This window comes from Falsiroseomonas sp. HW251 (genome assembly GCF_050563545.1).
Classification (GTDB): Bacteria; Pseudomonadota; Alphaproteobacteria; order Acetobacterales; family Acetobacteraceae; genus Falsiroseomonas.
The window spans coordinates 1-17,891 of the sequence record NZ_JBNXUM010000001.1 but is presented as its reverse complement, the minus strand read 5'-3'; the positions used below and the strand labels follow the sequence as shown (position 1 = coordinate 17,891).

The following is a 17,891-nucleotide window of genomic DNA, read 5'->3' as shown; positions in this document are numbered from 1 at the left end:
CCCCTTTCGGGTGGAGAGGGCTTCTCCAGGCGCCTGAGGGCACTCCATGATTTCCGATCCCGCGCTCGGGCTCACGCAGCTCCTGCTGTTCCTCTTCTTCATCATGCTGGGCTTCCCCATCGCCTTCACGCTGATGGCGATGGGGCTGTTCTTCGGCTACCTCGGCATGCAGGAACGCGTCTTCGACCTGCTGGTCGTGCGCACCTATGCCGTGATGAGCAACGACGTCCTGCTATCGATCCCGCTCTTCGTCTTCATGGGCTACATCATCGAGCGCGCGAATATCCTGGACCGGCTGTTCCGGTCGCTGCAGCTGGCCTCGGGCGGGCTGCCGGGATCGCTTGCCGTCGCGACACTCGCGACCTGCGCGTTGTTCGCGACGGCGACGGGGATCGTCGGCGCCGTTGTCACGCTGATGGGGCTGCTGGCGTTTCCGGCGATGCTGCGCGCGGGCTACGACCCGAAGCTTGCGGCGGGCGTGACCTGCGCGGGCGGGTGCCTCGGCATCCTGATCCCGCCCTCGATCATGCTGATCCTGTATGGCGCGACGGCGGGCGTCTCCGTCGTGCAGCTCTATGCCGCGGCCTTCATCCCCGGCGTGTCGCTTGCGCTGCTCTACATGCTCTACACCATCGGCATCGGCATCGTGCGCCCCGACATGGCGCCGCGCCTGCCGAAGGAGGAGCGGAACGTCCCGGTCACGACCATCGTCTGGTCGCTGGTCACCTCCTTCGTACCGCTCGCGCTGCTGATCGCCTCGGTGCTCGGCTCCATCATCCTCGGCCTCGCGACACCGTCGGAAGCCGCGGCGATGGGATCGCTGGGCTCCGTCATCCTGGCGATCGTCTACCGCGCCTTCACCTGGCAGAAGCTGAAGGAGAGCGTGTTCCTGACCGCGCGCACCTCGGCGATGGTCTGCTGGCTCTTTGTCGGCAGCTACATTTTCTCCTCGGTCTTCGGCTATCTCGGCGGGCAGTCCGTGGTCGAGGAATTCGTGAAGTCGCTGCCGCTGAACTCCTTCACCTTCATGCTGCTGGCGCAGGTCATCATCTTCATCCTGGGCTGGCCGCTGGAATGGACGGAGATCATCGTGATCTTCGTGCCGATCTTCCTGCCGATGCTCGACGATTTCGGCATCAGCCCGATCTTCTTCGGCATCCTGGTCGCGCTCAACCTGCAGACGTCCTTCCTGTCGCCCCCCCGTCGCGATGGCGGCCTTCTACCTCAAGGGCGTCGCACCGCCGCACGTTAAGCTCGAGGACATCTTCAAGGGCTGCATGCCCTTCATCTACATCGTCATCTTCTGCATGCTGATGGTCTACATCTTCCCGGGGCTCGTGACCTGGCTGCCGGAGCAGCTCTATGGCGGCGCGCCGGTGGATCCGGCCACGGCCGGCAGCTTCGACGCGGCGCCGCCCGGCGGCTTCATGGAGCAGGAGGAGATCGCCCTCCCGCCGCTGAATTGAGCGGCTTCGACGCGGCGGCCGTCGCGGGCTGGATCGCGGAGGCGACGGAGACCGGCAACCCGCTGGCGGTTCTGGAGCCGCCGCGCGACGCCGACGAAGCCGCCGAGATCGCGGCGGCGGCGCTGGAGGCGATGGGCCAGGTCGCCTGCGGCGTGCGGGTGCTGGCGCGCGGCGGCGCGATGATCGCGGGGCCGATGACGGAGGCGCGGCTGGTGCCGGCCGGCGCACCGATCGCGACGGACGCGCTACGCCATGCGGAGGTGACCGCCGCGGCGATCGGCGTGCTGGCGGAGCCGCTCGATCCCGATGACGACGCGGCGGCGGTCTTCGCGCGGATCCATCCCGCGCTCGACGTCTCCGCGATGCGCTATGGCGAGCGCGTGGAGGACCCGCTGTTGCTGGCCGCGGATCTCGGGCGGCTCGGGCTGGTGGTGGCGGGGAAGGGCAGGGCCGTCGCGGCCGGCGCGACGCGCGTCGCGCTCGGCGCGAAGGGCGCGCGCGGCGCAGAATGCGACCTCGGCGCGCGCTTCGCCGAGGCCGCGCGGTTCGCACGCGACTGGGGCGGGCTGCCCGCGGGCGCGCTGCTGGTCGTGGCGGGGCTGACGCCGGCCGCCGCGCCGGCGGGCACGCTACGCGCGAGCCTCTCCGGAATCGGGTCGGTGGAGACCTCGTTCACCGCGGAATGAGGCCGAGGCGGTCCAGCAGCGCCTGGGCCTCGCGCTGCTCGGCCGTCAGGCGCTCGCCGAAGCGGCGGGCGTCGAGCGGCGCGACGACCTGCGCGGTGGTCGCCATCACGCTCCCATAGCCCTCGGACGCGGTGGCCTGCAGGCAGGCCGCCTGCAGCTTCTCGGCGATCGGCTGCGCCAGGCCGCGCGGGGCCCAGAGGCCGCCGAAGCCGCGCCAGTTCACGGCGAAGCCGAGCTCGGCCAGGGTCGGCGCCTCGATCGCGGGATCGCGCGCATCGGCCGCGACGGCGAGCACGCGCAGGCCGCTCTCGCGCAGCGTCGCCCAGGTCGTCGCGACCAGGTCCACCGTGCCGGCCATCGCGTCGGTCATCATCTGCGCGCCGGCGCGGTAGGCGACGTCGTTGAAATGCGCGCCGGAGAGGATCTCGAGCTGGCGGACGATGAGGTGGCCGACCGTGCCGTTGCCGGCATGGCCGAAGCTCAGCGTGTCCGGGCGCGCCTTCCCGGCGTCCAGCAGCTCCTGCAGGGTGCGGTAGGGCGAGCGGGCGGGCACGGCGAGGGCGAAGATGTTCTCGAAGGTCTGGCAGACCGGCTCGAAGCTATCGAGGCGATAGCCGGGCGTCGGCACCATGAAGGGCTGCGTGGTCAGCATGCCCGACGGGCCGAAGCCGATCGTGGCGCCGTCGGGCCGCGCCTGCGCGACGGAGCCCGCGGCGATCGCGCCGCCCGCGCCCTCTCGGTTCAGCACGACGACGGTGGTGTTGCCGCCGAGCGCCTGGCGGAAGGGCTCGGCGAAGGCGCGCGCCATGATGTCGACGACGGTGCCAGGCCCGAAGGGCACGACGAGCGTGACGGTACGCGGCAGCGCGGTCTGGGCGAGCGCGGGCAGCGGCGCGGCGGCCAGCGCGGCCAAGGCCAGGCGGCGGGTGATCATGGATGGTCCTCCCTGTTCGTCAGTTCTGTCGAATGGTGGCGTCGGCCCAGGCGCAGCCCGTCGAGGGCTGCGGGTCCGGCGCGCGCAGGCCGCGCGCCGCGGCGTCCATGCGCATCGCGCGGAGATGCGCGCGCGCGCCGTCCTCGGGCAGGTGCAGGCGCTCATGGCCCCAGTAGCTCGGGCCGTCGAAAGTCTCGTGCGGCTGCCAGGTCGCGGGATCGATGATCCGTCCGCCCCAGCCATATTCAACGAAGAAGCCGGACGGCGTGTTCGCGTAGAAGGACGTCATCCAGTCGTTGGTGTGGCGGCCCAGCGAATAGGCGACGCGGTCCTTCTCCGCCGTCGCGAGGTCGTAGCCCTGGCCGACATCGTCCAGGCTGCCGAGCTCCACCATGAAGTGGTGGATGCCGGCCCGGCCCGATCCGACCATGGCGAAGGAGTGGTGGCGGCCGTTCACGTGGAAGAAGAAGAGGTCGTAGGGCTTGCGGCCGTAGTCGCTGAGCCCGAAGCCCAGCGTGTCCCGGTAGAAGGGCGCGAGTGCCTGCGCGTCCTTCACATGCAGCACGGCATGGCCCATGCCGAAGGGGCCGGTGCGGAAGCCGGAGATCGGGCGGCCGGGCTTGAAGGGTTCGTCCGCGACTTCCTGGCCGTGGAAGACCTCGAGCCGGTTGCCGCCGGGATCGCGGAAGACGATGAGGCCGGCGACGTGGCGCTCATCCGCCAGCGCGCGGCTGCCGCGTTCGACGGCGATGCCGGCGGCTTCCAGCTTCGCGGCGAGTGCGTCGAGGGCGGCGGCGTCCGCGACCTCCCACCCCATGAAGGCGAGGCCGTCGTCGGCTTCGGGCGTCACCACCAGGCGCTGCGCGCGGTCGTCCATGCGGAAGACATGCGTCCCGCCGCCGCGGTCGACGCGCTGCATGCCGAGCAGCCTGGTCGCGAAGCCGTCCCACTCCGTGGGCTGCGCCGCGCGGATGCCGATGTAGCCGAGGGCCTGGATCATGCTTCCTGCTCCACCGGGTTGCGCAGCAGACCGATACGCGAGATCTCGACTTCGGTGACGTCGCCCGGCTTCAGCCAGAGCGGCGGGTTGCGCTTGGCCCCCACGCCGCCCGGCGTGCCGGAGACGATGACGTCGCCCGGCAGCAGCGGCAGGACGGTCGAGACATATTCGATGATCTGCGGCACCGGCGTGATCATGAGGTCCGTCGTGGTGTGCTGCACGACCTGGCCGTTCACCCGTGTCTCCAGCGTGAGCGTCGAGGGATCGGGGATCTCATCGCTGGTCACCATCCAGGGGCCGAAGGCGCCGGTGCCGGCAAAGGTCTTGCCCGCGAGGAACTGGCTGGTGTGGCGCTGCCAGTCGCGGATCGAGCCTTCGTTGTAGCAGGCATAGCCCGCGACGTGCTTCAGCGCGTCGGAAGCGGCGATATGGCGGCCGGCCTTGCCGATGATCACCGCCAGCTCGCCCTCGTAGTCGAACTCGACGGAGGCGTGGGGGCGGATCATGGGCTGGCCGTGCCCGACCTGGCTGCCGGCGAAGCGCGCGAAGAGCGCGGGCTTCTCGGTGACGGTGCGGCCGGTCTCCGCGACGTGGTCGCGGTAGTTTAGGCCGACGCAGATGATCTTGTCGGGGTCGGGGATGACGGGGGCGAAGGAGAGGCCCTCCAGCGGTAGGTCGGCGGTGTCGAGGCGCTTCGCCTCGTCCAGCCTGCCCGACGCGAGCAGCGCGCGCAGCGACGCGACGCCGAGCCGCTTGCCGAGGTCGGCGACGCCGCCCGGGACGATGGCGCCGGGGGCGAGGCTGCCGTCGGCGCGGCGGAAGGTGAGGAGGCGCATGGTCGTGTCAGTTCTCAGAAGAGGTCGAGGAAGGATGCGACGCCGGCGGCGTCGGGCGCGGCGGCGAGGAGCATGCGGTCCGGCCGCACCAGCGCGGCGGCGGCGCCGAGCGTGGCGAGCCAGGGTGAGAGCGCGTCATCCGCGACCAGCACCGCGCCGCGGGCGGCGAGGCGATCCATCGTCGCGGCGTTCAGCGCGGCGGCGGCCTGCTCCGTCAGCAGCACGGCGAAGCGCGGGCCGACGCGGTCGTCCAAGCGCTGTCCATCCGCGAGGGTGGGCTGCGGCACCGGGCGGCCATAGGGCGCGGTGAAGCCGCCCAGCGCGGGCGCGATGGAACTCATCCTCACAGGCTCATCCGGCGGCGCGTCGCCGAGCGCGGCGGCCATTGCGCGCGTGTTGATCAGGCCACCGAGGCGCACCGCGGTCGCGATGTATTCCTTCGCATTCGGCGCGCGTTCCGCCTGGTAGCTGTCGAGCAGCGTCTCGTCCGCCTCGCCACGATGCACGCGGGCCAGTTTCCAGCCGAGGTTCGCGGCGTCGCGGATCCCCGCGCACATGCCCTGGCCCATGAAGGGCGGTGTCAGATGCGCGGCGTCGCCGGCGATCAGCAGGCGCCCGTCCCGCCAGCGCCGCGCGACGGCGGAGCGGAAGGTGTAGACGGCGCTGCGTTCCAGCACGGCGTCGTCCGGTCCGATCCAGTCCGACAGCAGGCGCCAGACCTCGGCGTCGTCCATGCGCTCGCCTGGCGCCTCGTCCTTGTGGACGGTAATCTCCCAGCGCCGGCGGTCGCCAACGCCGCGGACATAGGTCGCCGGGCGGTCGGGACGGCAGAACTGGATGGAATGGTCGCCGAGGTCGGGGCGCGGGCGCTTCAGGATGACATCCACCACCAGCCAGCGCTCGTCGAAGCCGAGGTCGTCCATCCCGCCGCCGATCGTCGCGCGCAGGAAGGACTTCGCGCCGTCGCAGCCCACCACCCAGCGCGCGCGACGCTCGCCGCGCGTCGTCGAGAGCGTCACGCCCTCGTCGTCCTGGGATACCGCCGTGACGTCGGTCGAGGTCTCGATGGCGACGCCCGGCTTCGCCGCCAGTGCGTCGCGCAGCACGCGTTCGAGGTCGGGCTGGTGGAAGCGATAGGATGCGTTCCAGCCCTGCGGCGTCGTCGCCTGCGGCCGCGACCAGTCCATCATCAGCCGCCCCGCCGCGTCCACGAAGCGCATGCCGGGCGAGAGGTGGGTGAAGGGCAGGATGGCCTCCGCCAGGCCGATCCCTTGGAAGACGCGCATCACCTCGTCGTCGAAATGCACGGCGCGGGGCAGGTGATAGGCCGCGGCCTCGCGGTCCAGCACCAGGACGCTCAGCCCCTGCTGCGCCAGCAGATGCGCGAGCGTCGCCCCCACGGGGCCGAAGCCGACGATCGCGACGTCATGCGGCATGGCGCTTCCTCCTGCTGGCGACAGGCTTGCCAGCCCGGCAGCCGCGGCGCAAAGCTTCCCGTCGGCTTGTCCGCGTGGTGGACATGGGAACGGCTCCGAAACCGATCCGCGCCTTCGCGCGCGGCCTCGACCTGCTCGCCGCGCTCAACCGGCATGGCGGCGCGACAGCGCTGACCCTGGCGCGCGAGACCGGCATCCCCCGCCCGACCGTCTATCGCCTGGTCGAGACGCTGGAGCGCGAGGGCTACGTCGCGCGCAGCCCGTCCGACGAGCGCTGGGTGCTGCGCCTCAAGGTCCGGAGCCTCTCCGACGGCTTCGAGGACGAGGAATGGATCAGCGCCGTCGCCGCGCCCGCGCTCTATCGCCTGACCGGGCGGATCGGCTGGCCCTGCGACCTCTGCACGCTGGAGGGCACGGCGATGGTGATCCGCGAGACGACGCATCGCGTCGCGCGCTTCTCGATCGACCGCGGCATGATCGGCCGCGCGCTGCCGGTGATGCAGAGCTCCGTCGGCCAGGCCTGGCTCGCTTTTGCGCCGCGGAGCGAGCGCGAGACGCTGCTCCGCCTGCTCGCGGCCTCCGACCGGAAGGAGGACGCGCCGGCGCGCGATGCCGCCGGGATCGCGCGGATGATCGCGGCGACGCGCAGGCGCGGCTTCGCGCTGCGCATCGGCGCCGGCACGCCCTGGCCGCATACGGGATCCATCGCGCTGCCGGTGCGCCAGGGCGCGCGGCTGCTGGGCTGCGTCAACGCGATTTGGATGGCCCGCACCATACCGCCGGAGGAAGGCGTGCGGCTCTGCCTGGAGCCGCTGCGGGAGGTCGTGGCGGAGATCGAGGCAGCGCTGCAGCGCATCGGATCCGCGGCGCGGGACCCGGGCGAGCCCGACGGCATCGCCCGGGATGGCACACAGCGATCGCGTCAGCCCCGCGCGTCGTAGAGGAAGCCGATGGAGGGGGCGAAGAAATACTCGCCGCCCAGCAGCTTCACCGCCGTGCGGAAGTCGTAGGACGCGGTGTTGCCGGTGCGGGCGTCCGTCCACTTCGTGTCGCCGGGCGTGCCTGGCCGGTTGGCGCGCTGGGACAGCACGGGATCCACGCCGGTCGCGGGCTTCACGAAGTCCGCGTTGTTCACCCAGCCGGCCTGGGTGAACTCGAACTGCTCCGTGATGTCGGCCATGTAGGCCATGAAGAGCAGGCCGACATCGCCGCTCGGCCGGTCATCCTCGGGGAAGCCGTCGCCCGGCGTGCCCCGCCGCTCGCCATAGGTGATGCCGCGGCGGGCCATGATGCGCTCGCGCTCATGCTTCAGGCCCGGGGGTCGCGCGGCGCCCGGCGGTTCGGATTCGCCACGCGGGTTGGCCTTGCGGATATGGGCGCGGAAGGGGCAGGCGCCGCCCTGCGCGTCCGCCGCGAAGGTGAAGTCGTTCGGCGGGTGGCCGCCCTGCGGATCGCCTTGCAGCACCACCGGCGTGCCGTCCTCGAAGCGGCCGACGACCAGCGCGCCGGCGCGCTCCCGCAGCTCCTCATCCGCGTCGCGGCCATAGAGCGCGTCGGCAAGCTCGTCCTCCTGCCGCTTGAAGCGGGCGACGTCCTGTTCGAGCTTGCGGAAGACGAAGTAGCTGCCGCAGGCGAGCGGCGAGCGGCCGGCGGGATCGGCGACCAGGAACTGGCTCGGCGGAAAGGCCGGGTCCCACTGCGCGCGGGGCTCGCGATCGACATCCTCAGCGAGGAAGAGCGGCTGGCTGCGGCCGTCCACATAGCCGAAATGCTCGATGCCCTCGCCCTTGGGGTTGCCGCCCTGGTTGCGCCGGCGTTGCGCCTTGCCGCGCTCGACCCCGAGCACGCGGGCGCCGGTCCCGTTCAGCACGCCGATCAGCGCCTCGAGCCCCGCGGTGACGCGATCGGGGTCGTCGTCGGCGACGAGCAGCATGGCGTCGGGCGTCGGATTGCCCGGCGCGAAGGCGCCGGCGCCCCAATGGCTCTCATGCGGGTCGTTGAGGCCGGGCAGCGGCGGCAGGCCGCCGAACTGCAGGGCGGGCAGCTGCCCCCGGGCACGCATGCCGGCCTGGAAGGCCGCGCCGGGCGGCCGTTTCGCCGCGGGCAGGCCGAGCTTCGCATAGGCCGTCGCGGCGAGGAACAGGCAGACGACACGGCCGCCGCCGATGCCGAGGTTGCGAAAGGCCTCGGCCTCGGAAAGCTGCTGCAACGCAGGCGTGACCAGCGGCGCGAGCCGTCGCAGCAGGGCGGCGATGTCCTGGCCCGCCATGCCGCCCAAGCCCACGAAGATGTTGCCGGTGTGGTCGCGGCCATGCCCCTTCAGGACGTTCGCCTGGAGCTGTTGCAGCAGCTCGCGAAGCTCGGGGTCGTTGACCCAGGATGACCAGCGGATCGGCTTCTGCAGAAGAGTGGATAGGGGCACGCCCTGCCTCCCATGGTTGCCGGCAAGGAAAGCTGCACGCGTGTGCCGATCGCGCTCAATCGCGAATTCGCTGGCGACGCGATTGTGAAGCGCCGCAGACAACCGGTCCGAGGAGCTGGTTCAGTTCGGCCCGGTGCGGAGCGACAGGATCCAGGCCGTGACGTCGTCGAGCTGCGCCGGCGTCAGCACGACATCCGGCATCTGCCCATGCGGCGTCCGCAGGAAGGCCTGCAGCGAGAGCGCGGTGGTGGAGGGCATGCGCGCGACGGCGGCGAAGGGCGGCGCGGCCATGTTGGGGGAAGGGCCGCCACCCGCGACGGCGTGGCAGGACGCGCATTGCGCCTCCGCCAGGCGGCGGCCCGTGGCGGGGTCGCCCTGCGCCGCCGCCGCGACGGCGAGGAAGGGCAGGATCAGGCAGGCCAGGACGACGCGCATCCGACACCTCCGCGTGACGGACGCAACGGAGCACGGGCAGTTCCGCACGTCCTTGCGGCGGGTCAAGCCGCGCGGAAGCGGGCGGCGGTCAGCGCATCGTCCTGCAGGGCGGCGGCGATCTCGGTGCGCGCCGCCTCGGTATCGGCCAGGGCCACCACCCGCTCGAACCAGGGGCAGGCGTTGCGGACGCGGGCCTGGAACAGCCGGTCCAGCGCCAGCGCGGCGGCGCTGCGGCCGGCGCAGCAGGTGCAGCCCGCGACATGCTGCGGGCCCGTCACGTCGAAGCTGACCAGGGCTACGGCAGCCTCGGGCTTCGCCGGCGGGGGCGCCTCGGCCAGGACGGCGGCGGGGCGGCCGGCGGCCAGCGCCGCGGCCAGGGTGGCCTCGTCGGGGACGGTCACAAGCGGGATACGGGCGTCAACGGACCAGGCCATGTGCTGGACATAAGGATATCTTTATGCCATTTGCAAGCGCATGGACGATCTGCTCTCCCAGTTGCGCGCCGTGGCGGAGCCGACGCGGCTCCGGCTGCTGGCGCTGTGTGCGCGGCATCCGCTCTGCGTGACCGATCTCTGCGCGGTGCTGGGGCAGTCGCAGCCGCGGCTGTCCCGGCATCTCAAGCTGCTGACGGAAGCAGGGCTGCTGGAGCGCATCCCGGAAGGGGCGAACGCCTATTTCGCCATGCCGGCGGGGGCGGATCTCGCGCGGCTGATCCTGGCCCGGCTGCCGGAGGAGGATCCGCGCCTGGCATCCGACCGCCGCGTCGCGGCACGGCTGGCGGCGGAGCGGGCGCGGGAGGCATCGGAGGCCTTCCGGCGACATGGCATGGACTGGGACGAGATGCGGGCGCTCGGCCTGCCCGCGGGCGAGATCGAGACCGCGCTGCTGGATGCGCTGCCGGCCAGGCTCGGCGCGCTGCTCGACATCGGCACCGGCACGGGGCGGCTGCTGGAACTGGTGGCGCCGCGGGCCGACCGCGCGCTCGGCGTGGACATGAGCCGCGACATGCTGGCGCTGGCCCGCGCGCGGCTGGCCGAGCGCGGCGTCGCTGACCGCGCCGGCGTGCGCCAGGCCGACATGTACCGGCTGCCCTTCGCGGACGCCGCCTTCGACGCCGTCACCATGCAGATGGTGCTGCACTACGCCGAGGATCCCGCCGCCGCGCTGGCCGAGGCCGCCCGCGTGCTGAAGCCCGGCGGGACGCTGCTGGTCGCGGATCTCGCGCCGCATGGCGACGCCTCGCTGATGGAGAAGCAGGCGCATCGCTGGCCAGGCTTCGACGACGCGCAGCTCGCGGGCTGGCTGGGCGGCGCGGGTTGCACACTGGCCTCGCAGGTCACGCTTCCCGGTCCGCTTTCCGTCCGCATCTGGTCGGCGCAGCGCCACGCCGCGCACGCCCTCGCGAAGTAAGGCTCACGCCATGTCCCGCCCCCATCTTCTCGACGCGCTGCGTGACCGGGTGCTGCTCTGCGACGGCGGTTTCGGCGCGCGCATCCAGGGCATGACGCTCGATGTCGCCCGCGACTTCTGGGACAAGGAGAACTGCACCGAGGTGCTGAACCTCTCGCGCCCCGACATCGTGCGCGAGATTCATCACGGCTATTTCGCCGCCGGCGCCGACGCGGTGCTGACCAACACCTTCGGCGGCTCGCCGGTGACGCTCGCCGAGTTCGAGCTCGGCGACCGCGCCTTCGAGATCAACAAGGTCGCGGTGGAGCTCGCGCGCGAGGCCGCGGAGGGCTTCTCCGACGGGCGCCACCGCTGGGTGATCGGCGACATCGGGCCGGGGACGAAGCTGCCGAGCCTCGGCAACATCGACTACGACACGCTGGAGCGCGAGTTGGCGGTCCAGTGCCGCGGCTTGATCGCCGGCGGCGCCGACGCGCTGCTGACCGAGACCAACCAGGACACGCTCTACATCAAGGCCGCGGTGAATGCGGCGAAGATCGCGCGCGCCGAGGCGAAGTCCGATATCCCGGTTTTCGTCCAGGTCACGGTGGAGACGACCGGCACGCTGCTGGTCGGCCCCGATATCTCGGCGGCCGCTTCGGTGGTGCATTCGCTCGACGTGCCGCTGCTCGGGTTGAACTGCGCGACGGGCCCGCAGGAGATGGCGGAGCATGTGCGCTGGCTCAGCAGGAACTGGCCCGGCCTGATCTCCGTCCAGCCCAATGCCGGGCTGCCGGAGCTGGTGGACGGGAAGACGCATTACCCGCTGGGCCCGGCGGAGCTCGCGAGCTGGATGGAGCGCTTCGTCACGGAGGACGGGCTCAACCTCATCGGCGGCTGCTGCGGGACCAACGATGCGCATATCGCCGCGCTGGATGCGCTGCTTCGCAAGCTCGGCGGCAGCGCCGCGCGGCCGGCGCCGGTCGCGCGCAAGCCCGTCTGGATCCCCTCCGTCGCGTCGCTCTACACCGCGACTGCGCTGCGGCAGGAGAACAGCTACTTCTCGATCGGCGAGCGCTGCAACGCGAACGGGTCGAAGGCGTGGCGCGAACGCCAGGCCGCGCATGACTGGGACGGGTGCCTCGCGATCGGACGCGAGCAGGTGGCGGAAGGATCCAACAGCCTCGACATCTGCACCGCCTTCGTCGGGCGCGACGAGATGGCGGAGATGAACGAGGTCATCCGCCGCTTCACCAGCAGCGTGAACTCTCCGCTGGTCATCGACAGCACCGAGACCCCGGTGATCGAGGCCGCGCTGAAGCTGCATGGCGGCAAGCCCATCATCAACTCCATCAACTTCGAGGATGGCGAGGGCCATGCGACGGACCGCATGAAGCTCGCCAGGAAGTTCGGCGCCGGCGTCATCGCGCTGACCATCGACGAGGTCGGCATGGCCAAGACCGCGGAGGACAAGCTGCGGATCGCGCGCCGCCTGGTGGACTTCGCCTGCAACCGGCACGGCCTGCCGCAGTCGGACCTGCTCATCGACCCGCTGACCTTCACCATCGCGACCGGCAATGAGGACGACCGCAAGCTCGGCCTCTGGACGCTGGAAGGCATCAGGGCGATCCGGGAGGAGTTCCCCGACATCCAGATCATCCTCGGCCTGTCCAACATCTCCTTCGGGCTGAACCCGGCCGCGCGGCACGTGCTGAACAGCGTCTTCCTGGATCACGCCGTGAAGGCCGGCATGACGGGCGCGATCGTGCACGTGTCCAAGATCAAGCCGCTGCACCAGATCCCGCCGGAGGAGGTCGAAGTGGTCGAGGACCTGATCTTCGACCGCCGCCGCGAGGGCTACGATCCGCTCCAGAAGGTGCTCGAGATCTTCTCCGGCCGGAAGGCCGCGGACAACGTCAAGAAGAAGCGCGCGGAGACGGTCGAGGGACGGCTCAAGGACCGCATCGTGGACGGCGACCGCAAGGGGCTGGACGAGGAGCTGGCCGATGCGCTGGCCAAGGGGTTGACGCCGCTGTCGATCATCAACGACGTGCTTCTGGACGGCATGAAGGTGGTCGGGGACCTGTTTGGCGCGGGCAAGATGCAGCTGCCCTTCGTCCTGCAATCCGCCGAGACGATGAAGGCCGCCGTCGCCTACCTCGAGCCCCACATGGAACGCGTCGAGGGGCAGGAGAAGGGCATCATCGTGCTCGGCACGGTGAAGGGCGACGTCCACGACATCGGCAAGAACCTGGTCGACATCATCCTGACCAACAACGGCTACAAGGTCGTCAACCTCGGCATCAAGGTGCCGCTGAACGACATCGTCACCGCGGCGAAGGAGCACAAGGCGCATGCCATCGGCATGTCCGGGCTGCTGGTGAAGTCCACCGTGGTGATGCGCGAGAACCTCGAGGAGATGTCGCGCCAGGGGATCGACGTGCCGGTGCTGCTCGGCGGCGCGGCGCTGACGCGCAACTATGTCGAGGATGATTGCGTGAAGGCCTATGCTTGCGGGCGCGTGGCCTATGCGCGGGACGCCTTCGACGGCCTGCACCTCATGGACAAGGTGATGGGCAACGGCTTCGACGACTACCTCGCGGCGCTGCAGGCCAAGCGGTCGGGGAAGACGCGCAATGAGAAGCGCACGCTCGGCCAGGCCGATCCGCGCGGTTTCGCGCCGGTGGACGTGAACTACGCGCAGTCGCGTCGCCGCCGCGTCGCCGCGCAATCGACCGCGCCGACGCCGCCCTTCTGGGGCGCGCGCGTGATGGAGGCAGCGCCGAAAGCCCTCGTGCCCTTCATCAACGAGCGCAGCCTCTATCAATTCCAGTGGGGCTTCCGGAAGGCCGGCCGCTCGCTCGACGACTTCCTGGGCTGGGCGAAGCAGGAGCTGCGCCCGGTGCTCAGGCGCATGCTGTCGCTGAGCGAGGAGCAGCAGATCCTCAAGCCGCAGGCGATCTACGGCTACTGGAAATGCGCGGGGCAGGGCAACGACCTGATCCTCTTCGAGGAGGACGGCACGACCGAGGCCTGCCGCTTCACCCTGCCGCGCCAGCCCAAGGACGACGGCGAGTGCATCGCTGACTTCGTCACCGACATCGAGGATGGGCGCGACGTGATCGGCCTGCAGGTCGTCACCGTCGGCCAGAAGGCGTCCGACGTCGCGCGCGAGTGGTTCGAGGAGAACCGCTACCAGGACTACCTCTACCTGCATGGCCTCGGCGTCGAGATGGCCGAGGCGATGGCGGAATACGTGCACAAGCGCATCCGCGCGGAATGGGGCTTCGCCGGCGAGGACGAGCGCGACATCGAGAAGATGCTGAGCCAGGGCTATCGCGGCGGCCGCTATTCCTTCGGCTACCCCGCCTGCCCGCGGCTCGAGGACCAGGAGCCGCTGCTGAAGCTGCTGAAGGCGGAGCGCATTGGCGTCGAGATCAGCGACGAGTGGCAGCTGCACCCCGAGCAGTCCACCAGCGCGATCGTGCTGCACCACCCCCGCGCGAAGTACTTCAGCGTGTGAGGTGGTGCGGCCTTCAGGCCGGCGCCGGGCTCGGCGCCCGCGTGGGCCGCCGCACCGCCACGAAGGACGCGGCCGCCACCAGGCAGAGCAGCCCGGCGACGAAGAAGGCCGGCACGTAGCTGCCGACCGCGTCGCGGCTCGACCCGGCCAGCGCGGCGAAGGCGCCGGAGCCGAACTGGTGCGCGGCGAAGATCCAGGCGAGCAGCGCCGGTCCGGCCTCCCGCCCGAAGGTCGCGATGGTCAGCTTCACCGTCGGCGGCATGGTGGCGATGAAGTCGAGCCCGTAGACGACCGCGAAGACCGTCAGCCCCGCCAGCGAGGTGTCGCTTAACACCAGCCAGATCAGCGACAGGCCGCGGAACCCGTAGTAGCCGGCCAGCAGCCAGCGGTTGTCGTAGCGGTCGGACAGCCAGCCCGAGCCGACCGTGCCGATCAGGTCGAAGACGCCGATCACCGCCAGCAGCCAAGCCGCGGTGACCATGGGGATGCCGATGTCTCCGCAATAGGGCACGAGATGCGCCTGGGTGACGCCGAAGCTGGAAACGCCGCAGATCGCGAAGGCGCCCGACAGGATCCAGAAGACCGGCCGGCGGATGCCGAGCGACAGCATCTCGAAGCTGATGCGAACGAAGTTGCCCTGGGGCCTGGGCGGGATGGGCTGCATCGCCGTCTCGCCGTAAGCGGGCAGGCCGAGTTCCTGCGGACGGTCGCGGAACAGGAGCTGGGCCAGCCCGACCATCACGGCGATGCCGATGCCGGATGGAAGCAGCGCCATCCGCCAGCCCCAGTGCTCCGCGATCCAGGCGGCGAGCGGCATGAAGATCAGGACGCCGGTGGCCGACGCCCCGCCCATCAGCCCGACCACCAGCCCGCGCCGAGCGGCAAACCAGCGGGAGGAGATGATGGCGTTGATCTGCAGCGCCGTCAGGCCCGGCGCGATGCCGAGGATCACGCCGATCCCGAGCCAGAGCTGCCACTGGCTGGCGATGGTCGCGGTGACGACGAGCCCCACCATCAGCAGCACGCCGGCGAAGGCCACGATGCGTCGCGGCCCGTAGCGCAGCATCAGCCCGCCCGCAAAGGGTGCCATCGCGCCGAACATGACGAAACGCAGCCCCTGCGGGGCCGAGAGTTCGCCGATGGTCATGCCGAGGTCCTGCGACATCGGCAGGATCAGCACGCCCGGGACGCCGAGCGCGGAGGTCGAGAACAAGACGTAGAAGAAGGCCAGCGCCGCCATGACCCAGGCGTAGTGGATGCCCCTCGCCTCCAGGGCGCGCGCAAGGCGATCGGCAAGCATGGATGGCTCCCTCGGGTGCCCGGCTCCGGACCATAGTCGACGGCGCGCTGCCGGGGGCAAGGCGGAAATGGCGGGGCTGGCCCGCGATCGGGGCAGGGGTGAGTCCGATGCGGGCTCTAAGGCCGGAGCCCGCCGACGTCGAAGACCGCGCGGTAGCGGCGGAGATCCTCCTCCAGCATCGCGGTGAGCGTCGCGCCGTCGGCCTCGGCGATCACGCTGGCGCCGATGCGGCGAATCGTCTCCTGCACGCGGGGCTCGGCCAGCGCGCCGCGCAGCGCCGCGGCCAGGCGCGCGACCGCACCCGGCGGCGTGCGCGCGGCGACGTAGAGCGCCGACCAGGTCGCGGCCTCGGCGCCGGCGATGCCGTATTCCGTCAGAGCGGGGACATCGGGCAGCTGCTCGATACGCATCGGCGCGTTGACCGCAAGCGGCCGCAGCCGCCGCTCCGCCAGCAGCGGCTGGACGGTCGGGAGGTGTTCCACCGCCATGTCCACCCGCCCCGCCACCACGTCCTGCAGCCCGGTGACCGAGGAGGTGCTGGTGAGCAGGTTCAGCTCGATCCCCGCCGCGCGGGCGAATAGCAGCGCGGCCAGCTGCTGCGCCGATCCGGTGGTCGTGGCGCAGGAGATGCGCCCGGGCGCGGCGCGCGCGGCGTCCAGCAGCCCGGGCAGGCCGCGATGCGGGCCATCGGCGGCGACCGCGATGACGTTCCAGGACGCGCCGATGCCCCCCACCGGCGCGAGGTCGCGCAGCACATCGAAGCGGTGGCCCGGGATCATCAGGGGCGCGATCGCGAAGGTCGAGGAATTGCCGAAGAAGAGCGTATTCCCGTCGGCCGGGGCGCGCGCGACCGCCTCGGCCGCCAGCAGCCCGCCGGCGCCGGGGCGGTTCTCCACGACCACGGGCTGGCCCAGGCGCGCGCCGAGGTCCGGCGCGATCAGCCGCGCGGCGATGTCGAGCGCGCTGCCCGGCCCGTTCGGCACCACCCAGGAGACCGGGCGGCCGTCCTGCGCGGGCGCCGCCCGCGCGAGGCCGGGCACGAGGCAGGGCGCGAGGCCGAGTCCCGCCCGCAGGCCGAGGCGGCGCGTGATCCCGGGCCGTTCCATCCGCGGCATATGCTCCCGCCCCGGAAGGATTGCGAGAGGGCGCCTGCCCGCCCAGGCACCGCGGGCTTGCCCGGCCCCCCGGCCTCGGGGCAAGACAGCGCCGTTCCCCCCGCAACAAGGAAGGCTGGGACGTGGCGGGCTCGCAGGCCTCGCGCATCGAGCATATCGCCGCGCTCTCGGTTGTGGTGGCGCTGACGGTGCTCGCCCTCAAGGGCTGGGCCTGGTGGGCGACCGGCTCCGTCGCGCTGTTCGCCGATGCGCTGGAATCCGTGGTCAACGTCGCCGCCGCCGGCGCGGCGCTCGGCGCCATCCGCCTGTCGCAGCTGCCGGCCGATGCCAACCATCCCTATGGCCACGCCAAGGCCGAGTATTTCTCCGCCGTCCTGGAAGGCGCGCTGATCATCGTCGCCGCGCTGATGATCCTGCACGAGGCCTGGTCCGCCTGGAACAACCCGCGGCCGCTGGACCAGGCGCCGCTCGGCCTGATGGTCTCGGCGGTCGCGACGGGGATCAACGCGGCCTGGTCGGCGCTGCTGTTCCGCCGCGGCCGGTCGGCGCGCTCGCCCGCCCTGATGGCGGATGCGCGGCACCTGCTGGCCGATGTCGTGTCCTCGGGCGGGGTGCTGGTCGGCGTGTCGCTGGTGGCGCTGACCGGGGTGCTCTGGCTCGATCCGCTGCTGGCGGCGGCGACCGCGGTGAACATCCTCTTCTCGGGCTGGCGGCTGATGCGCGAATCCCTGGGCGGGCTGATGGACGAGGCGGTGCCGGCCGACACGATGCTGCGCATCAAGGAGATCGTCGCCCGCCACGCCGAGGGCGCGCTGGAAGCGCATGACCTGCGCAGCCGCCATTCCGGCCGCTTCACCTTCCTGGAATTCCACCTGGTGGTCCCCGCCGCGATGACGGTGGAGGAGGCGCATGAGATCTGCGACCGGATCGAGGCCGCGCTGAAGGACGAACTCGGCCAGGCCACCATCACCATCCATATCGAGCCCGAGGGCAAGGCCAAGCACCGGGGCGTGCTGGTGCTGTGAGGCGCCGCGGCGCCATCGCGCGGTGAGGGACGGGACGCGCCGCGGCATCGCCTTCGCGGCCTCCGTGCTGCTGCACGCGGCGGTGCTGGCGGCGATGCTCTGGGCCGCCGCGCGCGTCCCGCCGGAGCCGGCGCCGCAGGGCACGGTCGCGCTGATCTGGGACAGCGAGCGCGACGGCGCCTCGGACGCCGAGGACAGCGCGGCGATGCCGGGCGGCCCGGCCGCGCCGCCCTCTGTCCCCTCGGTGCCGGTCGAGGACAGCCCGGCGCCGCCGGCGGCTGAGATCGCGCCGCCGGTCCCGCCCGCGCCGGAGGCGCCGACCAT

At 71.5% G+C, this 17,891-nt stretch carries 16 protein-coding genes and 1 pseudogene; 8 read left to right on the top strand and 9 right to left on the bottom strand.

Annotated features, from left to right (window positions below; translation table 11 throughout):
* Positions 1-46: 46 nt before the first annotated feature.
* The 3 genes from ACLF3M_RS00085 to ACLF3M_RS00075 are packed head-to-tail and all read left to right on the top strand — an operon-like array spanning position 47 to position 2,152.
* Positions 47-1,252, top strand: coding sequence for a TRAP transporter large permease (locus ACLF3M_RS00085; protein WP_430654788.1), 1,206 nt, complete (start codon positions 47-49; stop codon positions 1,250-1,252).
* Positions 1,209-1,466 carry a hypothetical protein gene (locus tag ACLF3M_RS00080; protein ID WP_430654787.1) on the top strand — a complete coding sequence of 86 codons (258 nt, stop codon included), beginning with the start codon at positions 1,209-1,211 and terminating at the stop codon, positions 1,464-1,466. The genes ACLF3M_RS00085 and ACLF3M_RS00080 overlap by 44 nt, the downstream gene beginning before the upstream one ends.
* Positions 1,463-2,152: a hypothetical protein gene (locus tag ACLF3M_RS00075; protein WP_430654786.1), complete on the top strand. Its 690-nt coding sequence runs from the start codon at positions 1,463-1,465 to the stop codon at positions 2,150-2,152. Before ACLF3M_RS00080 ends, ACLF3M_RS00075 begins: the two co-directional genes overlap by 4 nt.
* Here ACLF3M_RS00075 and ACLF3M_RS00070 read toward each other — a convergent pair.
* Genes ACLF3M_RS00070 through ACLF3M_RS00055 form a run of 4 tightly spaced genes read right to left on the bottom strand, consistent with a single transcriptional unit; the run spans position 2,139 to position 6,358 of the window.
* Positions 2,139-3,086 (bottom strand): tripartite tricarboxylate transporter substrate binding protein, encoded by a 948-nt coding sequence (locus tag ACLF3M_RS00070; RefSeq protein WP_430654785.1) that lies wholly within the window; start codon positions 3,084-3,086, stop codon positions 2,139-2,141. The two genes, ACLF3M_RS00075 and ACLF3M_RS00070, sit on opposite strands and share 14 nt — an antisense overlap.
* A gap of 19 nt (positions 3,087-3,105) precedes the next feature.
* Positions 3,106-4,086, bottom strand: a complete 981-nt coding sequence (locus tag ACLF3M_RS00065) for a VOC family protein (protein WP_430654784.1) — start codon at positions 4,084-4,086, stop codon at positions 3,106-3,108.
* Complete coding sequence (locus tag ACLF3M_RS00060) at positions 4,083-4,922, bottom strand: fumarylacetoacetate hydrolase family protein (protein ID WP_430654783.1); 840 nt, start codon at positions 4,920-4,922, stop codon at positions 4,083-4,085. The genes ACLF3M_RS00065 and ACLF3M_RS00060 overlap by 4 nt, the downstream gene beginning before the upstream one ends.
* Before the next feature lie 14 nt (positions 4,923-4,936).
* Positions 4,937-6,358, bottom strand: a complete 1,422-nt coding sequence (locus ACLF3M_RS00055) for a bifunctional 3-(3-hydroxy-phenyl)propionate/3-hydroxycinnamic acid hydroxylase (protein ID WP_430654782.1) — start codon at positions 6,356-6,358, stop codon at positions 4,937-4,939.
* Positions 6,359-6,441: 83 nt separating this feature from the next.
* On the opposite strand from ACLF3M_RS00055, the gene ACLF3M_RS00050 reads away from it, so the two are divergent.
* A complete protein-coding gene (locus ACLF3M_RS00050; RefSeq protein WP_430654781.1) occupies positions 6,442-7,299 on the top strand; it encodes a helix-turn-helix domain-containing protein in 858 nt (285 codons plus the stop codon).
* Here ACLF3M_RS00050 and ACLF3M_RS00045 read toward each other — a convergent pair.
* From ACLF3M_RS00045 to ACLF3M_RS00035, 3 genes are all read right to left on the bottom strand, one after another.
* Complete coding sequence (locus ACLF3M_RS00045) at positions 7,281-8,780, bottom strand: Dyp-type peroxidase (RefSeq protein ID WP_430654780.1); 1,500 nt, start codon at positions 8,778-8,780, stop codon at positions 7,281-7,283. The genes ACLF3M_RS00050 and ACLF3M_RS00045 overlap by 19 nt on opposite strands.
* A 120-nt stretch (positions 8,781-8,900) precedes the next feature.
* Positions 8,901-9,215 carry a c-type cytochrome gene (locus ACLF3M_RS00040; protein ID WP_430654779.1) on the bottom strand — a complete coding sequence of 105 codons (315 nt, stop codon included), beginning with the start codon at positions 9,213-9,215 and terminating at the stop codon, positions 8,901-8,903.
* Positions 9,216-9,277: 62 nt separating this feature from the next.
* Positions 9,278-9,649 (bottom strand): hypothetical protein, encoded by a 372-nt coding sequence (locus ACLF3M_RS00035; RefSeq protein WP_430654778.1) that lies wholly within the window; start codon positions 9,647-9,649, stop codon positions 9,278-9,280.
* 40 nt (positions 9,650-9,689) lie between these two features.
* On the opposite strand from ACLF3M_RS00035, the gene ACLF3M_RS00030 reads away from it, so the two are divergent.
* The gene (locus ACLF3M_RS00030; RefSeq protein WP_430654777.1) at positions 9,690-10,625 is read left to right on the top strand and encodes an ArsR/SmtB family transcription factor; all 936 of its coding nucleotides are present in this window, start codon (positions 9,690-9,692) and stop codon (positions 10,623-10,625) included.
* 10 nt (positions 10,626-10,635) lie between these two features.
* Positions 10,636-14,127, top strand: coding sequence for a methionine synthase (metH, locus tag ACLF3M_RS00025; protein ID WP_430654776.1), 3,492 nt, complete (start codon positions 10,636-10,638; stop codon positions 14,125-14,127).
* Between the two features lie 13 nt (positions 14,128-14,140).
* Here metH and ACLF3M_RS00020 read toward each other — a convergent pair whose 3' ends face one another.
* Both ACLF3M_RS00020 and ACLF3M_RS00015 read right to left on the bottom strand, forming a co-directional pair.
* On the bottom strand, positions 14,141-15,427 hold the full coding sequence (locus ACLF3M_RS00020; RefSeq protein WP_430654775.1) for an MFS transporter: 1,287 nt from the start codon (positions 15,425-15,427) through the stop codon (positions 14,141-14,143).
* A 116-nt stretch (positions 15,428-15,543) separates the two neighbouring features.
* Complete coding sequence (locus ACLF3M_RS00015; protein ID WP_430654774.1) at positions 15,544-16,533, bottom strand: Bug family tripartite tricarboxylate transporter substrate binding protein; 990 nt, start codon at positions 16,531-16,533, stop codon at positions 15,544-15,546.
* Positions 16,534-16,664: 131 nt separating this feature from the next.
* On the opposite strand from ACLF3M_RS00015, the gene ACLF3M_RS00010 reads away from it, so the two are divergent.
* Together ACLF3M_RS00010 and ACLF3M_RS00005 are read left to right on the top strand one after the other, a co-directional pair.
* Positions 16,665-17,567, top strand: a complete 903-nt coding sequence (locus ACLF3M_RS00010; RefSeq protein ID WP_430654773.1) for a cation diffusion facilitator family transporter — start codon at positions 16,665-16,667, stop codon at positions 17,565-17,567.
* A gap of 22 nt (positions 17,568-17,589) precedes the next feature.
* Positions 17,590-17,891: pseudogene (locus ACLF3M_RS00005) on the top strand (hypothetical protein); the annotation flags it as partial.